The 25,665-nt window shown below is 57.1% G+C and carries 19 protein-coding genes and 6 pseudogenes; 14 read left to right on the top strand and 11 right to left on the bottom strand.

The window, feature by feature from the left end; translation table 11 throughout:
* Positions 1 to 656 precede the first annotated feature (656 nt).
* From JZM24_RS06340 to JZM24_RS19375, 11 genes and pseudogenes are all read left to right on the top strand, one after another.
* Entirely contained in the window at positions 657 to 1,583 is a 927-nt protein-coding gene (locus JZM24_RS06340; protein ID WP_215669064.1) for a MurR/RpiR family transcriptional regulator, read from the top strand.
* Between the two features lie 14 nt (positions 1,584 to 1,597).
* Positions 1,598 to 2,527: an agmatinase gene (locus JZM24_RS06335; protein ID WP_246579899.1), complete on the top strand. Its 930-nt coding sequence runs from the start codon at positions 1,598 to 1,600 to the stop codon at positions 2,525 to 2,527.
* Between the two features lie 76 nt (positions 2,528 to 2,603).
* The gene (locus tag JZM24_RS06330; RefSeq protein ID WP_215669063.1) at positions 2,604 to 3,389 is read left to right on the top strand and encodes a transporter substrate-binding domain-containing protein; all 786 of its coding nucleotides are present in this window, start codon (positions 2,604 to 2,606) and stop codon (positions 3,387 to 3,389) included.
* 75 nt (positions 3,390 to 3,464) lie between these two features.
* Complete coding sequence (locus JZM24_RS06325; protein ID WP_215669062.1) at positions 3,465 to 3,752, top strand: MmgE/PrpD family protein; 288 nt, start codon at positions 3,465 to 3,467, stop codon at positions 3,750 to 3,752.
* A gap of 7 nt (positions 3,753 to 3,759) precedes the next feature.
* On the top strand, positions 3,760 to 4,275 hold the full coding sequence (locus tag JZM24_RS06320) for an MmgE/PrpD family protein (protein WP_215669061.1): 516 nt from the start codon (positions 3,760 to 3,762) through the stop codon (positions 4,273 to 4,275).
* 19 nt (positions 4,276 to 4,294) lie between these two features.
* A complete protein-coding gene (locus tag JZM24_RS06315; RefSeq protein ID WP_312884932.1) occupies positions 4,295 to 4,516 on the top strand; it encodes a hypothetical protein in 222 nt (73 codons plus the stop codon).
* Positions 4,517 to 4,525: 9 nt separating this feature from the next.
* Positions 4,526 to 4,762 carry an MmgE/PrpD family protein gene (locus JZM24_RS06310; protein WP_215669059.1) on the top strand — a complete coding sequence of 79 codons (237 nt, stop codon included), beginning with the start codon at positions 4,526 to 4,528 and terminating at the stop codon, positions 4,760 to 4,762.
* Entirely contained in the window at positions 4,746 to 5,411 is a 666-nt protein-coding gene (locus tag JZM24_RS06305; RefSeq protein ID WP_376775538.1) for an amino acid ABC transporter permease, read from the top strand. Before JZM24_RS06310 ends, JZM24_RS06305 begins: the two co-directional genes overlap by 17 nt.
* A 12-nt stretch (positions 5,412 to 5,423) precedes the next feature.
* Positions 5,424 to 6,083, top strand: a pseudogene (locus tag JZM24_RS19980) (amino acid ABC transporter permease).
* Positions 6,080 to 6,829: an amino acid ABC transporter ATP-binding protein gene (locus JZM24_RS06295; RefSeq protein WP_215669057.1), complete on the top strand. Its 750-nt coding sequence runs from the start codon at positions 6,080 to 6,082 to the stop codon at positions 6,827 to 6,829. Before JZM24_RS19980 ends, JZM24_RS06295 begins: the two are co-directional and overlap by 4 nt.
* A 169-nt stretch (positions 6,830 to 6,998) precedes the next feature.
* Positions 6,999 to 7,106 (top strand): annotated as a pseudogene (locus tag JZM24_RS19375) (RidA family protein); the annotation flags it as partial.
* A 66-nt stretch (positions 7,107 to 7,172) separates the two neighbouring features.
* On the opposite strand, the gene JZM24_RS06285 reads toward JZM24_RS19375, so the two are convergent.
* The 7 genes and pseudogenes from JZM24_RS06285 to bcsO all read right to left on the bottom strand — a co-directional run bounded on the left by JZM24_RS06285 (position 7,173) and on the right by bcsO (position 15,161).
* Positions 7,173 to 7,670: a tetratricopeptide repeat protein gene (locus tag JZM24_RS06285; RefSeq protein ID WP_215669056.1), complete on the bottom strand. Its 498-nt coding sequence runs from the start codon at positions 7,668 to 7,670 to the stop codon at positions 7,173 to 7,175.
* Complete coding sequence (locus JZM24_RS06280) at positions 7,633 to 8,964, bottom strand: tetratricopeptide repeat protein (RefSeq protein WP_215669055.1); 1,332 nt, start codon at positions 8,962 to 8,964, stop codon at positions 7,633 to 7,635. The genes JZM24_RS06285 and JZM24_RS06280 overlap by 38 nt, the downstream gene beginning before the upstream one ends.
* A 37-nt stretch (positions 8,965 to 9,001) precedes the next feature.
* Positions 9,002 to 11,008, bottom strand: a complete 2,007-nt coding sequence (gene bcsB / locus JZM24_RS06275; RefSeq protein WP_281418210.1) for a cellulose biosynthesis cyclic di-GMP-binding regulatory protein BcsB — start codon at positions 11,006 to 11,008, stop codon at positions 9,002 to 9,004.
* Between the two features lie 12 nt (positions 11,009 to 11,020).
* Complete coding sequence (locus JZM24_RS06270) at positions 11,021 to 11,254, bottom strand: cellulose biosynthesis cyclic di-GMP-binding regulatory protein BcsB (protein WP_215669053.1); 234 nt, start codon at positions 11,252 to 11,254, stop codon at positions 11,021 to 11,023.
* 37 nt (positions 11,255 to 11,291) lie between these two features.
* Positions 11,292 to 13,391: pseudogene (bcsA, locus tag JZM24_RS06265) on the bottom strand (UDP-forming cellulose synthase catalytic subunit).
* A gap of 19 nt (positions 13,392 to 13,410) precedes the next feature.
* Positions 13,411 to 14,211, bottom strand: coding sequence for a cellulose biosynthesis protein BcsQ (bcsQ, locus tag JZM24_RS06260; RefSeq protein ID WP_215669052.1), 801 nt, complete (start codon positions 14,209 to 14,211; stop codon positions 13,411 to 13,413).
* Entirely contained in the window at positions 14,202 to 15,161 is a 960-nt protein-coding gene (bcsO, locus tag JZM24_RS06255; RefSeq protein WP_215669051.1) for a cellulose biosynthesis protein BcsO, read from the bottom strand. Before bcsO ends, bcsQ begins: the two co-directional genes overlap by 10 nt.
* A gap of 781 nt (positions 15,162 to 15,942) precedes the next feature.
* On the opposite strand from bcsO, the gene hmsP reads away from it, so the two are divergent.
* Together hmsP and JZM24_RS06245 are read left to right on the top strand one after the other, a co-directional pair.
* Positions 15,943 to 17,949, top strand: coding sequence for a biofilm formation regulator HmsP (gene hmsP, locus JZM24_RS06250; RefSeq protein WP_215669050.1), 2,007 nt, complete (start codon positions 15,943 to 15,945; stop codon positions 17,947 to 17,949).
* Between the two features lie 235 nt (positions 17,950 to 18,184).
* Positions 18,185 to 19,671: pseudogene (locus JZM24_RS06245) on the top strand (M16 family metallopeptidase).
* Positions 19,672 to 19,835: 164 nt separating this feature from the next.
* Here JZM24_RS06245 and kdgK read toward each other — a convergent pair.
* Positions 19,836 to 20,777, bottom strand: coding sequence for a 2-dehydro-3-deoxygluconokinase (gene kdgK, locus JZM24_RS06240; RefSeq protein WP_215669049.1), 942 nt, complete (start codon positions 20,775 to 20,777; stop codon positions 19,836 to 19,838).
* 503 nt (positions 20,778 to 21,280) lie between these two features.
* Here kdgK and JZM24_RS06235 point away from each other — a divergent pair.
* Complete coding sequence (locus JZM24_RS06235) at positions 21,281 to 23,338, top strand: AsmA family protein (protein WP_215669048.1); 2,058 nt, start codon at positions 21,281 to 21,283, stop codon at positions 23,336 to 23,338.
* A 45-nt stretch (positions 23,339 to 23,383) separates the two neighbouring features.
* Here the strand turns inward: JZM24_RS06235 and JZM24_RS06230 are convergent.
* The 3 genes and pseudogenes from JZM24_RS06230 to JZM24_RS06225 all read right to left on the bottom strand — a co-directional run bounded on the left by JZM24_RS06230 (position 23,384) and on the right by JZM24_RS06225 (position 25,576).
* Positions 23,384 to 24,158 (bottom strand): annotated as a pseudogene (locus JZM24_RS06230) (CDP-diacylglycerol diphosphatase).
* 111 nt (positions 24,159 to 24,269) lie between these two features.
* Positions 24,270 to 24,548 (bottom strand): MFS transporter, encoded by a 279-nt coding sequence (locus JZM24_RS18490; RefSeq protein WP_246580004.1) that lies wholly within the window; start codon positions 24,546 to 24,548, stop codon positions 24,270 to 24,272.
* A gap of 6 nt (positions 24,549 to 24,554) precedes the next feature.
* Positions 24,555 to 25,576, bottom strand: a pseudogene (locus tag JZM24_RS06225) (MFS transporter).
* Positions 25,577 to 25,665 lie beyond the last annotated feature (89 nt).

Below are 25,665 nucleotides of genomic sequence, written 5' to 3'. Positions count from 1 at the left end.
GACATGCGCGGTGAAACTCCATTGCCGCGTTCATTCTGTGGCGACCCTGAGAATGTCAGGTGTGACATTGATAGCCAGCGCTTTTACACTCGGGGATGGCGACGACTGTCATTTAAAACCAAGGCGCGCCTCCGGCAAACGGCATTTCACCAGCAGGGGCTTAACACGACGGGTCAGAAATCATGGTCCGTTCAGCACGCTGCGTTGGCAAGGGGATGAGACAGCCCACCGACTGCGACCGCTTGCGTTTGTCACTCGATGTCTACCTTGTACCTTTAGATGCCGCACGGGGTTATCGGGGGTAGTACGGTAGGCTGTTGACGTCATTTTGCCTTCAGACCGGCATCACGCGTAGTCACGGCAGACAGAGGTCGGCTACAGCAATGCCCCGGCATGGTGCGCAAACGCACCGTTACCCGCCAATGCCGTGTTTGAGGCGGTCGCATCAGATACCATCAAGCGACGCTTTTGTCCCGCCGGTATATTTATTTTTAGTCAAAATTGAATCAATTCAATCACCTTTTTTCTTTTGTATTTTCCTCCTTTGCCTCAAGCAATGATTGGCTTCGTGCGTCAAATGAATCATTATCAATCTTTTTTGGCATAGGCGTTGCAACTCTCTTGTCATCTGCCCCATTGCAATGCAAGGAAATTGGATGGACTCCGCAACGCTGCGCCAACAGTTGAAATCGGTTTACGACTCTTTGCCCAAGCAAGAGCGTTTGGCCGCAAGCTTTGTGCTCGACCACCCGCAAGAAATCGCGGTGATGTCGATGCGGGAGCAGGCAAGCCTTGCCGGGGTGCCCCCTTCCACCATGACCCGGCTGGCCAAGCGTCTGGGGTTGGACGGTTTCGACCAGCTGCGCGCGGTATTCGTCAATGCGGCGCGCGCTCAAGGGCATGAATACGGCTCCCGCGTTCCCGGGTTGGTGGAAATGAAGCGCAAGATGGGCGAAGCATCGTTGGTCATGGATATGGTGAATACGCTGAATAGCCATACTCAAAAATTGTGCCAGCAAGACAATCTGGACGCTATTGTACGCGCCGCACACATGCTCGCTTCGGCACGCACCATCTATTGTTTGGGGTTGCGCTCCTCGTTTCCGGTGGCATTCCATTTTGCCCATGTCGCGTCTTATTTTCAGGACAATGTGCGGTTGATCGAAGGGGCGGGCGAAAGCGGCGTGATGTCGCTGATGGGCAACCTCGGTCCCAAGGATGTGCTGCTGACGTGCAGTCTGTCGCCCTATGCCCGCCGTACCATTGCCTTGTCGCGCTATCTGGCGCAGGAAAAGGTCAAGGTGATCACCATTACCGATAACGATAGTTCGCCGGTAGCGCGTCTGGCCAGCGAAACCATTTTGGTCCACAAGCATACCACGTCATTTTTCGACATGTTGACGCCGGCCTTTCTGGTCGCCGAATTGCTGGTGGCATTGTTGGCGGCATCCTCCCGACAAGATGTGCGCAAATTGGTGAATAACACCGAAGAAAAACTCTGGGCGATGGGGGAATGGTGGAGTTTGGATTATCCGTTCGCCATTAAGCCATCGCCGCGCACGAAATTCGCAATACGTAACTGATAAAGGAATAAGTCATGACCGACTATCACGCAAAACTGACCACCGCACCCAAACACGGCCACAAAAGCCTGCTGTATTCCGAAGTGGTGTCCGATCTCAATACGCTGGACGCGGTGGATATCGCGGTGCTAGGCATTCCGTATGGTTCCCCTTATAGCATTGATGAAGTCACCAACGGCTCGACCGCGGTACGCCAAGCCTCCGATCGCGCGCAGCGCAGCATTGAGCGCTATGATTTCGACATCGGTAGCTCAATGTTGGGCAACCAGCCCATTCGTATGGTTGATGTGGGCGACATTGCCGGCGACGCACGTGAACTGAGTGGCCACTATGCGGCGGCTGAAGCCGTGGTGCGCAAAATCTTGTCGCTGGGGGGCATGCCGCTGGTGATTGGCGGCGCTCATGGCATTCCCATTCCGGTATTGCGGGCGCTGGATTCTGTAGGGCCGATCACGCTGATACATATCGATTCCCATCTGGATTGGCGTCAAGAAGTTAACGGTGTCACCGACGGTTACTCCAGCCCGATACGGCGCGCGTCGGAAATGGCTCATATCGGCGAAATATTCCAAATCGGTTTGCGTGCTAATGGCTCGGCCAGCCACGAGGAAGTGGAGGCCGCCCTTGCCTACGGCGCGCAACTGATCACCGCCCATGAATTGCATGACGAAGGCCCAGAGGCGATCCTGCGGCGTATTCCCGACGGCGGCAATTATTACATCACCATGGATGCCGATGGTATCGATCCCACCATCATGCCTGCGGTCAACGGCCCGGCGTTAGGCGGGGTAACCTATAGCGAAGCCCGTAAAATCATTCATGGTCTGGTGAAAAAAGGCCGGGTGGTCGGCATGGATATCGTGGAGATCACGCCGAAAAAAGATCTCAATCAGATTACCGCTATTACGGCTTGTCTACGGCTTGTCGCTTCTTCGTCAATCTGATCGGCAAGGCGGTACAGGCCGGTTATTTCAAAAAATAATATCCATCGTCGTTTCACTCTATTACAGGAATACAGCAATGAGAAACCGTCTTGTTTCAGCCGCGCTGCTTGGCGCGTTAACCTTATTCTCCATCGCTGCCGCGCAAGCCGCCGATGCGTTGGACATCATCATGCAGCAAAAAAATCTGCGCGTGGCGGTGCCGGTGGACTATCCGCCGTATGGCTTCGTCGGCGCCAGCATGCAGCCTCAGGGGGTAGATATCGATGTCGCCCAGCTGCTGGGGGAAAAACTGGGGGTCAAAGTGACGTTGATCCCGGTCACCGGCCCCAACCGGGTGCCTTACCTGCAAACCAGTAAAGCCGATATGACTATCTCTTCTCTCGGCAAAACCGCGGAACGGGCCAAAGTCATCGATTACAGCATCGCCTATGCGCCCTTTTTTGATGCGGTATTCGGCCGCGAAGCGGTAAAAGCCGGCAATTTCGACCAGCTGGCGGATAAATCGGTTGCGGTAACGCGCGGCTCGATGCAGGACGAAGAGCTGTCCCGGTTGGCGCCCAAAGCGCAGGCTAAGCGCTTTGAAGACAACAATAGCACTATCTCGGCTTTTCTTTCCGGCCAGACCGATTTGGTGGCTATCGGTACCACGGTGGCGGGGGCGTTAAAACAAAAGAATCCAAACCTGGATCTACATTTGAAAGTCATCTTGTCCAATGCGCCTTGCTATGTGGGCTTGCCTAAGGGCAACCCGGCGCTGGTGGCCAAGGTTAATGAGATCCTGCGCGCCGCGAAAGCCGACGGCACGCTGGATAAGATTTCGCAGAAATGGCTTGGTGCCCCTGCCGGCGATTTGCCTGAATGACCAGGCAACCTGATCCGGCCCTGGCGCAGCTGACCGCCTGGCTGTCGACATTGCGTTTAGAGGCTATTTCCGCCGATGTACAACGGGCAGCGCTGCCTGGTGGATACGGTAGGCGTCATGTTAGCGGGCGCCACGCGTCCGCAGGCCCGGCTGGCGCAACGCCATGTGCGGGCGAATGCGGCGCCCGGCCCGCTGGCGGGTGATGAGGCGGGATTAGTCGCGCCCGCCGCCGCGTTCGCCAATGCCGTCTCCGCTCACGTGCTGGATTTTGATGATAACTGCTATGCCGGCTTCGTCCACGGTTCGGCGGTGATCGTGCCGGCCGCGGTGTCGGTGGCGCAGGCGCGCCACCGACACGGGTGAGCAATTATTGCTTGCCCTGGTGGTTGGCGCGGAGTGTCAATACCGGATAGGCCGGGCGTTGGGCCGCGAGTTGTATGATCGTGGCTGGTGGACTACCGGCCTGTTGGGACGCATCGGCGCGGCCGCCGCGGCCGCACGGCTGCTGGCGTTAAGCGGTACCGCTTTCGATTGCGCACTGGGCCTGGCCATCGCCGGTACCGGCGGGGCTAAAAGCGCGTTCGGCAGCGATGCGAAACCGCTGCTGGCCGGTGAAGCGGCGGAAGCCGGCGTGCGTGCCGCCATGTTAGCCGCGCTTGGCGCCAGCGCCCCGTTGGACGCCTTGGAAGGAGACTACGGGTTGGCGGCGCTCTGTAATGGCGGCTATTGGGACGGCACCGCCTTGGCGCCGGAAGCGAGTCAATGGTGTTTGCTGGACCCCGGCGTGGATATCAAACGCATCCCGGTGTGCCTCTCCTCCCACGCCGCGGTAGATGCGGTCATGCAATTAGCGACGCGACACGGCGTCGCGTGTCCAGCGGGTTGAATGCGACGTGCCGCCGATAGTGGTGGCCAATCTGCGCTATCCGCATCCTGTCACTGTGCAACAGGCCCAGTTCAGCCTGCCGTTTGTAGTGGCCGCGGCCTTATGTTTCGGCGACATCCAGCTACAGCACTTGCATGACGACATCCTGGCGAATCCACAGATGCAGCGGCTGATGGACCGGGTTTCCATGACCAGCACGCCACGCTGGGAGGATGCCGCCCTGTTGCAACGCGCGCCGTAAGGCGCCGTGGTGACGCTGACGCTGGATGACGGCACGCAATGGCGCCAAGAGGTAGCGCAAGCTTACGGTACCGCCGCCCATCCGCTCGATTCGGCCGCTTTAGATAACAAGTTTCGCCATTGCGTGAGTCCGGTATTGGGCAGGGAGGCCGCCGACCAATTGTTGCAACAACTCTGGGCATTGCCGTCGTTGTCGGTGCTGGATGCTCTGCTCGGCGCGCCAACGGGAGATAACCATGGCGTTTGATTTTACCTCGGTGCTGAACCAATGGCCGTTGTTACTCTCCGGTATGCTGACCACGTTGCTGATGACGGTGCTGGCGACCGGATTGGGTCTGACGCTTGGGATTGCCTGCGGTTGGTCGCGGGCGCAAGGACCGCGCTGGCTGAAACCGGTGGTCGGCGTTTATATAGAAGTGTTTCGCAATACCCCGTACATCGTGCAACTGTTTTTTATTTTTTTCGGCCTGCCGGCCATGGGGTGGAAGATGAGCGCGCTGACCGCCAGCGTAATGTCATTGGTACTGAATCTCGGTGCCTATGCCGCGGAAATCACCCGCGCCGGCATTGAAAGCACCCCGCGCAGTCAATTGGAGGCGGCGCAAAGTCTGGCGTTAAACCGCTGGCAGATATTTACCCGGGTGGTCTTGCCCCCGGCGCTGGCGCGCGTGTGGCCGGCGTTGGTCAGCCAGGTGATCATCATCATGTTTGTCTCAGCGGTTTGCAGTCAAATTTATACCGAAGAACTGTCCTACAGCGCCAATCTCATTGCCAGTCGTTCGTTTCGCAATTTCGAGGCTTACATTGTCGCCACGGTACTGTACCTGGGTTTGGCGGTGGCGGTGCGCCAAGGGCTGAACTGGTTTGGCCCACGTTTTATTTTTGGCCGTAAGTGACTGGAGGCGGGCATGAGTGATTTTTCATTGTGGGATATTTACCGCAATTTGCTGTGGGCGCTGGGCTGGACCGTGGGGTTATCGGCGATTGCCTTTATCGGCGGCGGCGTGGTCGGGGCGGTGTTGCTGATGTTGCGCTTACTGCAACGTCCGTGGTTGACCCGTCTGGTGGCGCTGTACGTACAGCTGTTTCAGGGAACGCCGCTGCTGATGCAGCTGTTTCTGACCTATTTTGGATTGGGGTTGTTAGGGGTCGAAACGTCGCCGCAGTTTGCCGCCAGCCTTTGCCTGACGTTATACGCCAGCGCTTTCCTTACCGAAATCTGGCGCGGTAGCGTGGCGGCCGTTTCGCGTCAGCAGTGGGAGGCCGGCGCCAGTCTGGATTTGTCCTTCGGCGAACAATTGCGCTATGTGATTTTACCCTAGGCGTTACGGTTGGCTATCGCCCCGACCGTGGAGTTTTTGGTGCAGGCCATCAAGGCCACTGCGCTGGCTTCGGTCATTGGTTTTGTTGAACTTACCCGCTCGGGGCAGATCATTGCCAACGCTACTTTTGCGCCATTTTTGGTCTACGGCAGCGTGGCCGCGTTCTATTTTTTGCTGTGCTTTCCGTTATCGCTTTGGAGTCGGCAATTAGAGAAAAAACTTAATCTTGGGAGCCGCATGCCATGACTGACATTTCCAATCCATCCCCCTTCGCCTTGGTTGATATTCGCGGTCTGCACAAGCGTTTTGGCGACAATGAAGTGCTCAAAGGCATCGATTTGCAGACTAAGCGTCAGGAAGTGGTGAGCATCATTGGCAAAAGTGGTTCCGGGAAAAGCACCATATTGCGCTGTATTAACGGGCTGGAAACTTTTCAGCAGGGGCAACTGACCGTGGATGGCCAGGCTATTCAGCACGACAGCCCCGCGGCGTTGCGCGAATTGCGCCAGAACGTCGGCATGATTTTCCAAAGCTTCAATTTATTTCCTCATCTCACGGTCTGCCGTAACGTCATGTTGGCACCAACGTTGGTAAAGAAAAGGACCGCCGGCGAAGCGGAGCGCCAGGCGCGCCTTCTGTTGCAGCGCGTGGGGCTGGCAGAAAAATTCGACGCCTGGCCGGACAGTTTGTCCGGCGGCCAACAGCAGCGGGTGGCCATCGCCCGTTCGTTGGCGATGGATCCAGAAATCCTGCTGTGTGACGAAATCACCTCGGCGCTCGACCCGGAGCTGGTGGGCGAGGTGTTGCAGGTCATCGAATCGCTGGCGCGTGACGGTATGACCCTCATCATGGTGACGCATGAAATGAATTTTGCACGCAAAGTAAGCGATTACGTCGTGTTTATGCACCAAGGCAAAGTCCATGAAGTCGGGACGCCGCAACAGATTTTTGAACAACCACAACCCGTTGAATTAAAACAATTCCTCGGATAATCATCCCTTAAGGAGAAACAATAACGGCACATACCCGTATTCGTCCCTTTAACTCGAAAGTGACCTATCCCGAACAGAACCTGGATAATGATCTTTGCCAGGCCGTGGTGGCCGGCAACATAGTGTTCTGCGTGGTCAAATAGGCCAAAATCTGGATACCCGAGAATCAGTGGGCATTGGCGATGTCGCGGAACAGACCGAGCAAGCGATGGCCAACATCAAAATGTTGTTGGATGAAGCGGGCAGCAAGTTGGAAGATATTTGCAAAATCACCGTCTACCTTACCGATGTGCGCTATCGGGAAACGGTTTACAACATTATGGGTCGTTTTGCAGTGCGACGATCAACTTATTGTACGCGGCGGCGTTTGCGCCAGCACGCGCAGCGTATTGAGCGCCGCGGTACGATTGCCCTGGGCGATGTAGGTGTCGGCATCGGCCATCTGCTGGTGAAACCGCACCCGCGCGGCCAATTCGCGCATGGCGCGGTTGCGGCGATTGTCCGGGATCCAGGCCAGCAATTGGGCCTCGGTCGCCATGCGTCCGGTTTCGCTGGCAAACAGCGCCACGGCATACAGGTTGTCCGCCGTGGCGCCGCGTTGGGAAATCGCCGCCATCAACCCTTGCGCCCGGGCGCTATCCCCCTGCTGTTGCAGAATGCGCGCCATATCCAGCCGCACCCAGACGTTGCCGGGCTGTTTTTGTAGCGCCTGATTCAGCCGCTCCAATGCCTGTTGCGTGTTGCCCGCTTGCAGTGCCTGTTGCGCCTGTCTGCGCAGCGGATCGACGCTGTTACCGGCCGATTCACGGGGACGCGCGTCGGCGGGTAGGGTTTGCAGCAACGCCTGGGCTATTTTCTTGGCGCAGGGTGTAATACAGCCCCAGTTTAGCGTCCTTGTTCTGCGCGTCGCGGTTCAGAATGGCCCGATAAGTCTGCTCCGCACCAATGAGGTCATTTTGCCGGCGCTGCAGGTCGGCGCGAAATAGCGCTGCGGCCAGTCCTTTATCTCCGGTCTCTTGGGCCAGTGGCGCGCTGAGCGTCAACGCTTGGGCCGGATTACCGGCGGCGGCGGCCGCCTTCGCTTGATTCAGGGCGCCATAGAACTTCGCGTCCTGCGCCAGCGCGGCCCATTGAGCGCTGTTGGCGCCGCCCTGTTTGGTGGCCTGATTGAGATAGTTTTCGGCGCTGGTGAAATCATTATTGCGCAGGGCGATATAACCCAGTCCGGCAAGCGCATCGCCATCATTGGGGTTGGCGGTCAGCACCGCCTCGAAACGGCTACGGGCGGCGGCAGTGTCGCCGCTGTTTAAAGCGGCATAGCCGGCCCCTTTCTCCGTACCGCCGACGCTTTGCTGAAAATGCTGCCATAGGGCGCTGTCGTTGGGGTGGCGTTGCATATAGCGGTCGTAGTCTGCTTTGTCGGCGGCCTGCGGCGCCAGCCATAACAGCGCCTGGCGCAGAGCGGCGTCGGCGTTGCGGCTGGCGGACGCCAGCGGCGTCAGGATGGCGATACCTTCGCGGCGGTTCGCTTCGTCATAGGTCAATATGCGTCCCAGCGCCAGCCGGGCGGAGCGGTCATTCGGCAGCGCTTGCAGCCGGCTGCGCAGACCGGCTATCGCCTGCGGACGGGCGGACGGAAGCCAGGCCAACGTATCATAGTATTCCACCGCCAGACTGTCTGGTGGAGTGGCATCCTGGAATAACGCGCGGTAGCTTGCCACCGCCTGCAGGGTACTGCCGTCGGCCGCTATCCGGCTGGCATAGGCTAATTGCGCCGGCGATATAGCCTGTACGACGTTAGCGCTGTCCAGGCTTTGCAGGCGGGTATCACTGGGGGAAACCGCGGTCAAACGGGCGCGCCATTTTGCCGCCTGCGCCTGGTTGCCGTTTTTCAGCGAGTAGAGCGCCAGCAAGTACAGGGCATCGGCATTATTCTCATCCACCGCCAGGACTTTTTGCAGCGACTCACGCGCCAGATCATCATGGCTTTTATCGTGCCAATAGACAGCCTGCTGTAGCAGGGCGTTTATCGCCGGGCTGTTGTCGGCGGCGTGTGAGGCGGCCGCATACAGCGAAAGCCCCGTCAGGCCCGCGGCGCACCAGGTGGCAAAGGTTGGCTTAGCGACCCGTTTCATAGCCGATACTCATAACACTCACTCCGCAATGCCTCATTTAATGACCCTGATTGTTATTGGTGCTGTGAGCCAGCCGTTTGGCGGCGTGGCGGGCCAGCAAAAGGTAAATGCCGCTGCCGATCAGCAAAGAAATCAGCAGTCCGCACACCGCCAGCAGGATAATATGCTGGTTGGCGTACCACAGCACCCGCATGTACCAGGGCATTTCACCGCGCGGGAACAGCGCGCCGACGCTAAAGCTGCGCACGCCGTTCTCGTTGTTGATGACCGCCACATCGCCACGGATGCCGGCGTTTATCGCGGCGGATTGCAGATCCTGGTTGAGCTTTACCAGCTGGTCATCGTTGGTCGCAGTGACCAACACCACCACCCGCTTGGCGGTCCAGGGCGACTCGAAACTCAGAAAGCCGCGCCAGGCGTCGGTGGAGGTCAGGTAGCGATCCGCTTCCCGATCGTGGCTGAACAGATGACCGTTGAGATAATTATTCAGACGATCCGTTAGTCGCCGCTCCCGCACCGACAATAGGCCGTTGCGCAAAGCGAAGCGCGATTTGGCGGCCAATGGCTGCACAAACGCCGCCTGTTTGAGCGATGCCACCGCTAGAATATCTTTGATCGCCAGCCGTTCGGCCGCGCCGGCGCCGGTGGGCAGGCCGAACTGGACCGTTACCCGGTTCAGCGTGATGCCGGTCGCGTTGCCGGCGCGGGCCGCCATCGCCATTAGCGTGGCGAGTTCCGCCGCCTGCGGTTTGGCCGGTAGTAGCATTACCGTCTGGGAAAAATCCGCCATGCGGGTAAAGGGAAATGAGGCGCCCACGTAATAGGAAAGATTCGGCAGCAGCGATAAATGGTGGGTACGGCTTAAATCGATAGACGAGTCCGGATCGATGCGGCTTTTTAGGGTGTTACTGGTCAGCAGGCTGCAAGGGGCATCCGGCTTTGGTCGCAGGAAGAAATAAAACTGCATCTGGTTATCGCCATAAATCAGATAGGGCGCCAGCTCCAGGGTATAGCGTTCTTGACGAGAGTCGCCGACCAGTTTGCGCCACAGACCTTCCAGCAGGCCGCGCTTGTTCACCGGCAGGCTGTAAAGGAAGGTGCCGTTGAGGGTAACATCCAGCTTGGAGTGATCCTCATCGATCCCGCTATCGGCGGGGAAACGGTAACCAATATCCACCGGAAAATGGTCGCCGTCCCACATAAACAGATCCGGCGCGGCGCGAAAACCAATGCGAATGCCGTCATGATACAGCCCGCTGGCGGTCAGCGACTGAATATCCTGCGTCAACTCGCGCAGGTAAACCGGGCGGCTGGTGTCTATCCAGCGCGGCGCATCGTAGGGCTGACGTTCAGGGATGGCCTGCTCCTGCACCTGTATCACATCCTGTCTGGCCGGCAACGGCATCGAAATCAGCTGCCAGGCGGCCTGGCGCAGTTCGACGCCATTGCGACCCACCACCAGCAGTAATTTATACACCGGATTTTGTGGGTTGTTGATGACCTGTAGCGTCGGCCCCGTGACCTGCGGCAGGGTGAGTGCGCCGATTTTGTCGCCCGGTTCGCCGAACAGGATGCCATTTTGCGCCGGCAGCGCGTCGAGAAGGACGGAAAAATCAACGCTGCGGTTGCTGGCGTGCAGGCCAAAATAGGAAGCCAACATGCTGGCGGCTTCCTCCGCATCGGGCTTTAACGTGCTTGAGAACAGGAAGGCCAGCGAGGATCCCTTCATCGACTGCGGATCGAAAAACGGCCGCGGAAAATGCGACAGATCCCGGCCCGTGTCGAGGATCTGGCTGCTCAACTGCATATGGGTGCCGGGCAGGATGGTGACCCAGTATTTATCGGTAAGATCCCGATCGCAGGACAGCGTATTATCGTCACTGACGCTGAAGCTAAGATTATTTTTCCCCACCACCATTGCCGACGGGACGTAAATCCGATAGAGATTGTTGCCGTCGGCCGTTTGATTTAACCGGATGCTGCCCAGGTCCTGACCGTTGAGCATTAAACGCAGGCTGGTATCCAGCGCCTGCGACACCTTCAACGCCAAAGAGAGTCAGGTATTGGTGACCACCTGGTTTTGCGCCAGGGTGAAGATGATGCCCGATTGTAACTGCCAGCCGCTGAGGGTCAGACCGTTCGGCTGCACCATCTCGGCGATGATAATGGTTTCATCATCAATGGGGTCAAGCGGCGAGGCGCTTTCCTGGCCGTAGCCGCTTGCCTCACCCGGTGCCGCTTTTGCGTCAGCCGACGCCGCCAAAAGCGCCGCTAAAAGAGAAACCATCATCCTGAAATGACATGACATATATAGATTCCGCCCGTCCTTATGCCGTCTCACCAGACCCGGCGGACCGGGCGTGCTTTTTCTTTCGACCGCGCTCTTTCCAGGTGTTATAGAACAGCTCGAATACGCAACGCACGATGCTGGCAAAGGAGCGCAAATGACGATCGCGGGGATAAGGGGTGGTCAGCCAGGCATCGGCGCGCGCCATAACGACCCGCACCAGCTCGCGCCGCTTATCCAGGGGCATATCTTTGAACATGAGCCGTATCACGTCCGGTCCGGCGTGGATGACGCTAACCGGAATACAGACGCCACCGGACTGCAACCGAAGTTCCACTTCTTCGATAGTGTCCTGGCGATGGCCGTCGTCCGGCGTCACCAATTTTACCCCGCCCATGGAAAGATCCCGCGTTTCGCTGACCACGGAGATACCGCTGGCGTAATGAATAATCGCCGTAATGGTCACCTCGACGCGGATGGTTTTACGGACCTGACGGGTTTCTTTGGCCACCGCGATGGCCGCCAGTAAAATAATGACGCTTAGCATGGCCCAGACGATATTAAAGACAATCACCCGCGGATCGACGTTGAAATAGTCATACATCACTGCCCGCACAATCCCCGCAATCACACCCAATACCAGCAAACAGGCCACGATAATGTGCGGTCGCACGATATGGGCGTCGAAAAAGCCTTCATCCAACAGGCCGCCTTTGTCCGTCACGTTTAATTTGCCATGCTTGGGGGAGAGCAGGGTCAAGCAAGTCGGAATGATAAGATGGAATGCCATCACCGTTTCGTAAATCTCGCCCCAGAAGGTATAACGATACCGGCCGTTCATACGTGAATTAAGCCAGATGGCCATAAACAGGTGCGGCAGCACATAGGCGAAAATGGTGCTGGCCGAGGAGGCGATGATATTCTGGTTAAACAGCAGAAACGCCAACGGTGCGGTTAAAAACACGACCCGCGGCAGGCCATATTGAAAATGCAGCATGGCGTTGAGATAGCACAACCGCTGTTGCCACTTTAATCCGCGGCAGAACAGCGGATTATCCATGCGCAGTATTTGCGTCATGCCGCGTGCCCAGCGGATACGCTGAATCACATGTAGCCCGAGGCGTTCGGTGGCCAGGCCGGCCGCCAGTGGAATCGCCAGGAAGGCCGAATTCCAGCCTTTACGCTGCAGTTTGAGCGCGGTGTGGGCATCTTCGGTGACGGTTTCCACCGCAAAGCCGTGGGTTTCCTCCAGCGCTGAACGGCGGATAACCGCGCAAGAGCCGCAGAAGAAGGTCGCGTTCCAATTATCATTACCTTGTTGCACCGGTTCGTAAAACAGCGCGCCTTCATTCGGGTTATGTCGCGCCGCCGAGAGATTACGCTCGAAGAGATCGAGGGAATAAAAGTAATGCGGCGTTTGCAGCAGCGCCAGTCGCGGATCGATAAGGAAACTGCCGACGGTGGCCTGCAAAAAGCCGCGGGTGGCGACGTGGTCGCAGTCAAATACGCAAATCAGCTCGCCCCGGGTCGGGGTCAGCGCATGGTTGAGGTTACCCGCCTTGGCGTGTTTATTATCGTCGCGGGTGATATAGCCTACGCCGGCGTCGGCGGCGAAGACCGCAAATTCGCTGCGTTTACCATCGTCGAGAATATAGATACGCATTTTGTCATGCGGGTAATCGATGCACTGCGCCGCCAATACGGTATCGCGTACTACATCCAGGCTCTCGTTATAGGTAGGAACATAAATATCCACCGTCGGCCACAGCGAGATATCTTCCGGCATCGGTTCAATGCGTCGTTTTAGCGGCCAGATGGTTTGCAAATAACCCAAGACCAAAATAACCCATGCGTAGAGTTAGGCGATAAAAATCCCGATGCCCAGACAGGCTTCCACCGTGGAATTAAAGTGCAGGGTTTCGGTGGCGCGCCAGTAGATATAGCGCGTCGACATCAAACAGGACATCACCACCAGTAAGACGTTCACATAGTGGCTTTTACTGATGCCGAGTAATAACATCAGCCCCAGGCTGGCCAGACCGAAAAAATACTGTTTATCGCTGTCCATCGGCGTAATCACTATGATTGTGGCGATGGGGAGCATCACTAGTAACAGCAAATAAAACAGCACTTTATTCATATTCTGACCTGCGATAATGTCAAATGCCCGGATTGGGCATGGCGTACATTTCGCCATCCCCTACTTTAACCCCAACGATAGCGGCGACTTTTTTACTAATAAGCTCAATATCGAAGGCTGCCGCAGACACCGGTCTGAACTCGATAATCGAACGTTGGGACGCGTTGGCTTCCGGCACGCATTCATCGCGATGAATCATGCCCAGCAGTTTGTCCCCCAGCCGCTGTTCAAAAAAATGCGAAACGTCACGGCTGAGATTACGGCGCATATCACTCTGATTGACGACGTAATATTCCCCCAGACGCTGATTGAGCGGCGCGCCAAGGAATTTGTGATTTTCAATCTGCGGCAGCAGCGACAGCGAGGCGGTGTCCGCCAGCATCATGACAATATGCAGATCGGCGAAGCTCTGTACGGCCTTCAGCGCCGGTACCGGCCCCGGCGGGAAATCGGCGATAACCACCAGACCCGGATAATTCAACACTGTACTCAGACCGCGCTGCAAAAAGTGCGGGTCGTGGCTGATAGCGTTTTCAAACGCCAATCGTTGCTCTTCTTCCGCTTCGCCATAGGGCAGCACAAACACATTGGCGTCCGCCTTGAGAATAAACTGGCTCCAATCCATGACTGTGGTGGCCTGCTCGACATAGCCGCGTGTGTCGGATATCGGCACGCCGAAATGCAGCCGCAAGGCGTTTTGTACATCGAAATCAATGACCAGCACTTTGCTGCCGCTGCGGGCCAGGGCATAGGCTAAATTAGCGCTCACGGTGGTTTTGCCCACGCCGCCCTTGGGCGAACAGACGCAAACTAACGGCATAACGCGATATTCTCTAAAAGAAGTGGAAGGGAAAGATCGCGGCCGCCGTGGGTGTCGGCAGTGGCTGCGGGGCCACGATTGAATAAGTTTTTAAACCGCTTATCGGCGTCGCCGGGCATACCCTTTGCCGCGTTCGGCATCAAAAACGGATTGCCCTGCGGCACGTAAGCATCGCGGGCGCGGGCCGCTCCCTGCTCCGGCGCGAACTGGCCCTGCGCCTCGGCAAACGGCGACGTAGAGCGTACCTCGTGCGGGGCGTTAAACGGGTTACCCTGCGGCGTTAAAGCCTCGGGTGCGCGGCCTGGTGCCCGGGCATACCCATCTTGCGCCTGGGTCAATGGCGTTGTATCAGGCGTTTGCGCCGGGTCGCCCGTCATCAAGCCGGACGACGGGGTGCTGGCAAACATCGCCGCACCGCCTTGCAACGGTAATGCGTTGCCGTCGGTCGGCGCCGGGTCGCGGGGGCTCGGAGACGCGCGGCTGTCGGAGGCCGGCTGGCGTGTTAATTGACTAAATACCGATCCCGGCCCATTAGCGAGCCTGCTGGCGCCCATGGCGCCCATGGCGCACGCTAGCGGTGCGCTGCCGGCGGCAGTCTGCGGCGGCAAAGCATTATCCACCGCGTTGAACAGCGGCGAAAACACCGAGGGACCATACGCGGGGCGATCAATTCCGGCGGTGGCGGCAGATCCCTGGGCGACGGGAGGCTGCTGTGCCATTGCCGGCGATCGGGCGCTGAACTCTTGTTGTGATATCGGTGACGGCGGCGGCAGGATCGTCGAATGACCTTGCTCCAGCGGGTGTAACGACCGATCGGCATTGACGATCTGTCGGATAATGGTCCAGCTGGAAACAGAACTATGAGGGTTATTATCAGCGATTTCTTTATAATCAATAGCTTCCATATTCAGCTTTTCTTTGAATCGCTTAATGTCATCATAATTATTCATAGCTCACCTTAGGAATGGCGTGTGGCAGAACCGTACCGGCGCGTTTTCGCTAGGGTTAAGCGTAAAGGCGCAATCGGGCAAAATAAGCTTTGGGCGCGAATGAAAAAAATGACGAAATCTATAAGACAGGCTAATACAAGTCTCATTTATTTACCAATCTTGAACGGCGGCAGCGCCGTATAATAGCGATTGGTTGTCAGGGCGCTGTGGGGGTTGTATACCCGGCGCCTTGCTCGCGCGCGACTTTAAACATAGACCATTTTATTGGAATTGCCGGATAAATTTTTCCGGGTGTATCCCATGTCAAATGCCAATCGCTGCTGCTTTTTAATTAAAAGCCTTTTAAAAGGCAATATTTATTTTTCTGCTCGTTAATAATAGTTAAAACATGCGGCTTTTTGAAAAAACAGCCTATTTTCTACGACCGGAAGGAGGCTTTATAGTGAAGTTCTTGCCCTGAGGCTTGTGTAAAGTTAGCGTAATAGCCTTAACGATTACTTTACAAAAATTGATCATTTCGACCAAAACCAAAGACAGGCATAATGAAAGCCATTTCATTCCCACGCCGCTATCGCATAAGATTTGGCTGAATCGCCCGTTTTGAGGCATAAAACGCGCTATCAAATCGGTTATATTAGGCGGGATAATCGGTGCGACCTGCGTTAGGGCAGCTTGCGCCATCCACCGGCATTCGGCTACCGAGATGGCGGTGTTCCGGTTTGCGGTCAGCGGAGGGCACCGCCGCCCGCGTTTGACCTGCCAGCATTATATGGAGAAGAGTTTGCGGATCAGACGTTCTTTAACGATTAAACAAATGGCAACGGTGTCCGGCGTGGCATGGGTGACCCTTTGTCTGTTTATCGTGATCCAGCTTTTCCATTTCGTTCAGCAGCGTAGTGAAGATTACACCCTGCAATTGCAAAATATCGCCTCGTCGGTGCGCCAGCCGCTATCCAACGCGGTGCTCAAAGCGGATATCCCCCAGGCCGAACAGATTCTGGTTACCCTTAAACGCAGCGGCATTCTGAGCCGCGCCGATGTGGTACTCCCGAATGATGTCCATGTTTTGCACGGCGAGTTCCCGCCCGAGCGGCCGGTGCCGGCGCTGATACGCCGCGTGTTCCGCCTGCCGGTCGAGGTGCAGATGCCGCTTTATTCCTTGCCGCGGCCGTCTCATCCCCAGGCGCTCGCCTATTTGGTGCTACAGGCGGACTCGTACCGCCTGTATCAGTTTATCATCAGTGCCATTGCCACAATGATAACGACGTATTTGCTATTGGCGCTGATCATGACTGTTGCCATTACCTGGTGTATTAATCGCCTGATGGTGCATCCGCTGCGCGCGATTGCCCGCGAGCTGGAAAATCTGGCGCCGGAGGAAATTCCCTCCCACCAGCTTACTCTGCCGAATATGCATCGGGACGATGAATTGGGGGTGCTGGTACGCAGTTATAACCGCAACCAGCAGGCCAGTGCGCGCGCCCGGCAGGATCTTGAGCGGCGGACGACGCGTCATCCTGACACCGGTTTGCCTACCCGCGCGCGCTTCCTGGCGATGCTGGATGCCCGTCTGGCGTCGCAACAAGAAACCCGACCCTGTTGTTTGTTTGTCATCGCGGTCAGTACCCTTTTGGAGGCGGCGGTGGCGTTAACCGAATCGCAGTGCGGTCTGCGGCGCGCCGCGCTGGCGGATCAACTACGGCTGGATCACGGTGAAACCGGCCTGCTGGCGCAATTGAGCCCGCATGAATTCGCATTGTGCCATTGGGATACGCAGCCGCCGTTTCAGGCCAGGCAACTGGCCCAGCGCCTTTTATCCCGTATTCAGCATCCGCTGACCCTCGGTACGCTGACGCTGCGGCCCGCGGCCAGTATTGGCGTCACCATGGGTCAATTGGGTGACGAAATCTCTGAAGGCTTGCTGCGTCGTGCCGCGTCTGCCGCGTTGTCGGCAGACGCGCGGGGTAAAAACCAGATTGTGTTTTTCGAGCTCGAACAGGCTGACGCGGCGGCCCGGCGCTTGACTATTGCCCACACTCTGATAGACGGGATAGCGCACGGGCGCTGCGCACTGTTTTTCCAACCGCAGGTGGATATGCGCGACCGCCGCCTGTTAAGTGCCGAAGCCCTGCTGCGCTGGCGCCAGGACGATGGCAGTTGGAGCCTGCCGGAGGATTTTATTCGTCAGGTAGAGGCGGTGGGCGTGATGGTACCGCTGGGCAATTGGGTGCTGGAGGAAGCGTGCCGGGTGCTTGGAGCATGGCAGGCACGCGGTATCGACCTGCCGTTGGCGGTGAATCTGTCCGCGCTGCAATTACAGGAAAACGGTCTGGTCGCGTCGTTAAAACATTGGTTGGCGCGTTATCAGGTCCGCAGTGCGCGATTGGTACTGGAAATCACGGAAACCACCTGCATTGCCGAATTTGACGCCTCGTTCCAGGTGCTGCGCGAGCTGCGCAACCTCGGTATCGTTATTGCGCTGGATGATTTTGGCATGGGCTATTCCAGTTTATATTGCCTCGATCGCCTGCGGCATTTGCCCGTCGATATGCTGAAAATCGATCGTAGCTTCATCGCCACCCTGCCCGAAGATGCCGTCATGTTGCAGGTAGTCAGCGCCATCGCCGGCGTACTCGGCCTGCCGGTTATCGCCGAAGGGGTGGAAAATACCGCCCAATGCGATTATCTGCTGGCGCATCATATTCATCGCGGTCAGGGTTATCTGTTCGCCGAGCCGCTGACGCAGCCGGCATTTGAACAACGCTTCCTTCACGCGCCGGTCCCCTAATTTCCTGTCGCTTGCGCCAGTCCAGCGGCCTCTGTCCATTTTTTGTCCTGCCATGCCTCCAGAAGGTAATATTTTCTGCTGCGGGGTGACATCTGCAAAGGTCCGTTGTCTAACAACATGGTACACTTTGCGCCACACTTTTTTTTCGGCGGAAACGTAAAAACGATGCAAAGCACAGTCAACCGTCAAAGTGAGATTTAGGTTTTTCATTGGTACTGATTGAGTAGGGGTTCACATGCAGGGCACCGGCATTCGTCTTTTTTAAGTGGTGTTTTACTGGTGACATCGGGCGGGTGGGCACAGGCCGGAAGCATTACAACCCGATGCCGCCTGGCAGCAGGGAAAACTGAGCAATGGTTTCGCCTGGCAAGTCCTGACGACGCCACAGCGGCCAAACGACCGTATAGAATTGCGGCTGATGGTCAATACCGGTTCGCTGGCAGAAACCGCCCAGCAAACCGGTTTCGCGCGTCTTGTTGCCCGTTTGGCCCTGACGCACAGCGAAAAATTCACCAACGCGCAGCTTACCTCCTTATGGCAGCAGGGCGAGAATGAACAGCGGCCGCAGCCGCCGGCGCGCGTTTCCTATGATACGACATTGTATAGCCTCAGTTTGCCGAACGGCCGGCCGGATTTAGTCAAAGAAGCGTTGAAATGGATGGTCAATACGGCTGGCCAGCTGTCCATTACCCCGGCCGCGGTGCAGCAGGCGCTGGCGGCAGCGGATCCGGTGGCGACGGTACCGGATAACCCGCGCAACAGCTGGTGGCATTATCGCCTGAAAGGGTCGTTGCTGCTGGCTCACAGCCCGGATACGCCGACGAAAAATCTCCGGTGGATGCCGAACAATTGCAGCATTTCTACCAGCAATGGTACACCCCAGACGCCATGACGCTGTATGTGGTCGGCAATGTGGACGGGCGCGCCCTTAATGAGCAGATCGTTAAAAGCTTCTCTGCGCTGCAGGGCAAACGCGACACGCCGGCGACCATGCCGACGATGTCGCCGTTACCGCATCAACCCGTGAGCCTGTTTAGCGAAGCAGGCGGCTACGACAGTCTTAAGCTCGTCTGGGACAGCCCGTGGCAGCCTATACGTGATTCGCAATCGTTGAATCGTTATGGGCGCGGGGATCTGGCGCGCGAGGCGCTGTATATGCATTTGCAGCAGGCGCTCAAGGAAAGCGACCTGAAGCAGACTAATTTGCGCTTTGACTGCAATGTTAACTATTTACGCGCTCAGTGTGCGATTCACGTCGATACGTCAGCGGATAATTTGACGCCGTCGATGACCTTCGTCGCCCACGAGCTGGCCAATGTGCGCAACAATGGCTTGAGCCAGGCGGAATTCGACGCGCTAATGGCGCGCAAAACCGGTGAATTGAGCACGCTGTTCGCCACTTACGCGCGCACCAGCACCGACGTTTTGATGAGTCAGCGTTTACGCTCTAAGCAAAATGAGGTCGTGGATATCGCGCCGGAACAGTATCAGAAATTGCGTAGCGCTTTTCTTGGCGGGCTGACGCTGCAAAGGCTGAATCAGGAATTGCGCGGTCAGCTGTCGCAAAACGCCACTCTGGTGCTGATGCAGCCAAACGGCGAGCCGGAGGTGAACATGAAGGCGCTGCAGGAGATCTACGAGCACATCATGGATCCAGGCCCGCTGCCGGCGACGATTGACGAGAGCAAGCCGGAGGTCACCGATATACCGCCGGCCTCGTGAGAGAGGCGCTATCACCGTGCGGTCGGTCAGCGGACGGTAGCCTGTTCAGGTCTTGATTTTTGGCGTCCATCTTCCACATTATCCCATTGGTCGCGGCGGCTGTCAGCCTGTCGCGCTTTTAGCACCGGCGTGTTTGTAGCGCTGTTGCTGCCTTGATAGGACCATCAGCCCTGCCGGGTGGGCATGGCATCGCGCGGTATAATGGCGCCACGGTACTGGGTAACCGTGCTGGCGGTGCGATGCCCGCTCTCGGCGGCCGTGGCCGCGCCGCCGCCGGTCAGACGCACCGCCAGATAGCCGGCGCTAAAAGAGTCACCGGCGGCGGTGGTATCAACCACTTTTTCTTTCGGCAATCTCACCGCGGGCACTTCCTGCAACGCCCCGTTGGCTTCCGCCACCAGACAGGCATCGGCGCCGCGTTTGATGACAATTTCACTGACGCCCAGCGCGCGGGTGTGCTCAAGTACGGCGTCTACCGGTTGTTTACCCCACAGCATGTCCTCGTCGTCGAGCGTCAGAAAGGCGATATCGGTACAGGCGAGGATGTCGCGATAGGCCGCTTGGGTTTCTTCCAGGCTCTGCCACAAACGCGGGCGGTAATTATTGTCAAAAATGACTTTACCGCCGTTGGCACGACAGGTCCGCAGCAGGGCCAGCAGACGCTCGCGGCTTTGCGGCGACAGGATGGCGATGCTTATCCCGCTTAAATAAAGGTAATCGAAGTCCGCCAGCGCCGAGAAAATGTCAGCCGACGACGCGCTTTCCAGCCAGTAACGGGCGTCTGCCTCGTTGCGCCAGTAATAAAAAGTACGCTCGCCGTGGGCGTCGGTTTCAATGTAATACAGCCCGGGCAACCGGTTCTCCAGGCGCTGAATGAGCGAGGTTTCTACCCCCTCCTGTTGCCAGGCCTTTAGCATATCATCACTAAAGCTGTCGGTACCGAGGGCGGTAATATAATGCACCTTGAGCTCAGAGGCAGCGACCAGGCGCGAGAGATAGACTGAGGTATTTAATGTATCGCCGCCAAATCCGCGCTTAACGTCGCTGCCCTTTTGCGACAATTCGATCATGCATTCGCCGATAATGGCGATCTTTTTGCTGGTCATTGCTTGCTGGCCCGTCATATAAAGAGAAAGCTGATATAGGCACTTAGTCTCAACAGAATGATCGATGCAGTCAATAGCCGCTGAAACGTTGTTTTAGTTTATCATGACCTGGATCGTCACTGCGGCGACTTTCCCGACGTTTATCCCGCCATGCAAAACCCGTCGACACCCTGCTGCGGCAGTAAGCAAACCCGATAGTTTTGCCGGCGACCTGACGATTTCCGGCATGCCCGGGTTATCAGCGGTCCCCCTTCGCGGTGTGCGACGGCCAGCGCGCCGCGCTATTGTCAGCCGATTCACCCACTGACTATGGCTTCGCGCTTTGCCAGCAGGAGTTGCAGTGGCACCGCACCCTGGGCACGCTGCCGCTGCGGTGTAACCCTCTGGCGACACGCCAGTTTTGCGCTTGATCTCCCGCCGGTTTCACCCGCCAAATCTGGCAGGCGCGTAATCCTCAACTATCATTAATGCATCGGGGAAGACTAACGAGGATATCGACATTCATGACACGGACCAAGAAAGTGATAGGTGGGATCGTGCTGTTTCTGCTGCTGCTCATCGTGGCTATCGTGATTTTTATCGCCACGTTTGACTGGAACCGCCTCAAACCGACCATAAACGAAAAAGTCTCCACCGAACTCCAGCGCCCCTTCGCGATTAACGGCGATTTGGGCGTGCAATGGTCCCGGAAGCGCGACGAGCGCGGCTGGCGCAGTTGGGTGCCGTGGCCGCACATCCATGCGGAAGATATTTCGTTAGGCAACCCGCAAGATGTGCCGGGCGACTACACTGCCCGGCTTAAACGCATCGAGGCCAGTATCGCCCCTTTAGCGCTACTGCACCGTGAAGTGTATCTGCCGCGTATTACTTTGGTCAGCCCTGATGCGTCGTTGAAACGATTAGCGAACGGTAAGAATAACTGGACTTTCAACCTGGCCAACAGCGACGAGAAAGACAGCCAAAAACCCGTTTCGCCGTGGTCTTTTCAGGTGGATGATATCGTTTTCGATCGTGGAAAGATTGATTATCAGGACGCCATCGCCAAGGCGGATATTCATCTAACGGTAAACCCGCTCGGTAAACCGGTGGCTATGGCCGAACTGACCGGCAGCGGCGACGATAAGCAGGCGGCGGCGAAAAATGACAACAACTACATTTTCGGCTGGAAAGCGGAGGGGACTTACAACAACGAACCGCTTAGCGGCTCAGGAAAAATTGGCGGCATGCTGGCGCTGCGTAGCGCGGGGACCCCGTTCCCGCTGCAGGCGGATGTGCGCTCGTGTCGGACCCGCGTGGCGTTCACCGGGACGCTTGAGGATCCGCTTAATTTCGGTGGTCTGAATTTGCGCCTGCGGCTCGCCGGAGAAAATCTCGGGGATTTGCAGGGGCTGACCGGGGTGGTGCTGCCTGATTCGCCGCCCTATAACACCGACGGACATTTGGTTGCCAATTTTAAAGGCAAAAATGCGGGCCGATACCGTTACGAGAAGTTTAACGGCAAGATTGGGCAGAGCGATATCCACGGTACGTTGGAATACCGCCAAGGCAAACCGCGGCCGTCGCTGAGCGGCGAACTGGTGTCAAATCGGCTGCGCTTTGCCGATTTGTGGCCGCTTATCGGTGCCGACTCCGGCACCGCGTCCGGCAAACAGGCGGCCAAAACCAAATCGATACAGCCCTCTGATAAGGTGCTGCCGTATGACAAATTCGATACCGCCAGCTGGTCCAAGATGGATGCGGACGTGAAGTTTACCGGCGAGGATATCGAACACGGCGATGCGCTACCGTTAAGCGATCTTTATACCCATCTGAAGCTGGATAATGGTGAGCTGTTGCTGGATCCGCTGCGCTTTGGCATGGCGCGCGGTACGCTTAACGCCACCATCCGCCTGGAAGGGCAACGCACGCCGATGCGCGGCCGCGCGGATCTTCATGCCCGTGGCCTGCAACTAAAAGCGCTGTTCCCGAGCGTCGAAGCGATGCGCAGCAGTATGGGCCAGTTAAATGACGATGCGCAATTTACCGGCACCGGCAATTCCGTCGCGGCGCTGTTGGGCAGCAGCAATGGTAATCTGCGGCTGTTGATGAACGATGGCATTATCAGCCGTAATTTGATGGAAATCGCCGGTCTCAACGTCGGTAATTACGTCGTCGGTAAGCTTTTTGGCGACGAGCAGGTGAAAATCAACTGTGCCGCGGCGGACGTCAATGTCAATAACGGTCTGGCGCAGCCGCGACTGTTCCTGTTCGACACGGAAAACGCGGTCATTCATGTTGACGGCACCACCAACCTGGGTACCGAAAGGCTGGATTTGTCGATCAATCCCGATAGTAAAGGCGCGCGCATTGTGACGCTGCGATCGCCGCTGTATGTGCGTGGCACCTATAAAAATCCTTCCGCCGGCGTGAAACCGGGGCCGCTCGTCGCTCGCGGCGCCGCAGCCGTTGTGCTGGGGGCGGTGGTAACGCCGGCGGCGGCGCTGCTGGCGCTCATTTCCCCGAGCGGCGGCGAGGATAATCAGTGCGCGCCGATATTAAAAGAAATGAATATCAAAAAGTAACCGGTATCGCCTCCGGCGGCGGGCGCCAACCCGCTGTCGGGTTGGTCAATGACCGTTCAGAATGGCGCAGCTGTGATCCTGAATCTCTTCAATCGTGCCGGTATTGCGGTGCAGCAGACTGCGCTGGCTGGCCAGAAGCACCAATGAGCCATCCAGTAGCGGCGCCAGCGCCATACCGTATTCGCCCATCTCCTCAGCAGCATCCGGTACTTCACGCGCCAGCAGCAAAAAGGGGCTTTGCGCCGCCAGGCCAGCCGTGGAAATACGCCTGGCCAGATATTTGTGGCATAGAATCGGTTGCGCCAGCGGTTGCCATTCGGTGCTGATATTGGCGGCATCGTTGTCCAGCCGCTCGCGGATATCCGGCCGCAGACAGGAAATATGGATATTCAGCTGATTTTGCGTCCGGCCATAGGCGGAATTGATCGCCAGCGACAAATCACGGTCTCCGATAGGCTTACCCCGCCTCTCGGATAGAAAATGTCTGGCCTGCCAGGCAAGATAAAAGAAATTGGGCGTCGAGGTAGAGAGTAAACGTGGGCTTTCGATACCGCTGATTTTATCGGTAGGCATTAATAAAAACTGCAGCGGCCCGACAAAATCATCTTTAAATACCATAGCCGGCAGCGGTATTGACCTCGCTGCACGGCGCCGGATCCCCACGCTGAAGTTGATTCGGCACGCATTTCTCACTGACTATCCCCCACAGGGCGTCGGGATGTGTCGGCGAGGAAGTGTGGTAATATTGCCAGGCGCCAAGCGCCGCAACCAAAATAACAATCACCAGCAGCAGCGCATATTTGATCTGTTGCCACGTCATGGGTCATCCTCTTCATGTTCTCTACGCCGCATTAAAAAACGGGCCGCATCCGCTGGGATGACAGCCCGTCATTACCGTTATCTTTACCGGCCGGCCGCTAAGCCGCGCAAATTAAAGCGCCCTGTGCCGTGTCTCATGCGACGCCAACAGCGCCAGTAATGTCAGGCAGGCAATCGTCGCCAGGTAAATCCCCACGTAGAACAACCCGTAATTGGCGGTAAGCCAGGCGGCAATGTACGGGGCGACCGATGCACCGATGATTGACGCCACATTATAGGAAAAAGAGGCGCCGGTATAGCGAACTTCGGTGGGAAACAGCTCCGGCAACAGTGCACCCATGGGGCCGAACGTGAGGCCCATCACCATAAAGCCGCATAACAGAAACGCCATCACCAGCTAGACATTCCCCGAACCCAGCAGCGACGGGAACACCAACGCAAACGCTATAATCAAAACCGTAATGGCTATCATGGTGTAGCGGCGGCCGAACTTATCCGCCAATTGACCGGCGATGGGGACCATCAAACCGAAACCGATAACGCCAATCATCAGCATCAGCAGAAAATCGTTGCGCGAGAATCCCAGACCGCGCGGCATGGGCGCCGTACCGTAGGTCATGGAGAATACCGTCATAATATAGAATAGGGTATAAGTGGCCACCATGATAAACGTAGCGATGATGGTCATTTTCAAATGCTGGTTAAGCAGGGTACCAATAGGCATGCGTACCTGCGCCTTCGCCTTGGCGATTTTGGCGAAAACCGGCGTTTCATGCAGCGAAACGCGCACATACAGCCCAATCAGCACCAGGACGGCCGACAGCAGGAAAGGCACGCGCCAGCCCCAGCTCATAAACTGTTCGTCGGTCAGCAGCCAGGAAAGCAGCAAGAACATGCCGTTGGCGAAGAAGAAGCCGATGGGCGCGCCCAACTGCGGGAAGGAGCCATACAAGGCGCGTTTTCGGTCGCCAGCATCGCCGCGCCGCCCCATTCTCCCCCCAGGCCAAGACCCTGGCCGAAACGGGCCAGCGCCAGCAGCAGCGGCGCCAGTACGCCAATCGTCTGATAGCCCGGCAGAAGGCCTATCACCACCGTTGAGATGCCCATGGTGAGTAAGGAGGCCACCAAGGTCACTTTGCGGCCGGCACGATCGCCAAAATGGCCGAACAGCGCTGAGCCAATCGGCCGGGCGATAAACGCGGTGGCGAAGGTGGCCAGGGATTGTAGCGTGGCGGCGGTGTCGTACCCCTGCGGGAAAAAGATATGCGGGAAAACAATAACCGCGGCGGTGGCATAAATATAGAAATCGAAGAATTCGATGGCGGTGCCGATCAACGACGCAACAATCACTTTACCCCGTGAATTAACGGGAGGGGCGGCTGCGTCGGAATCCAGAGTCGGTGCTGCTGAGGCTTGCATAATTGTTTCTTATTGGTCAACTACGGAAAAGATAGGCATCTTAGACAGAGAAATAAGGCATTTCAATGTCTGAATTTTTACCAATTAGT

The organism is Candidatus Sodalis endolongispinus (genome assembly GCF_018777395.1).
Classification (GTDB): domain Bacteria; phylum Pseudomonadota; class Gammaproteobacteria; order Enterobacterales; family Enterobacteriaceae; genus Sodalis_B; species Sodalis_B endolongispinus.
Note: the sequence above shows the minus strand (reverse complement) of the source record. Positions and strands in the feature narration are given on the sequence as shown.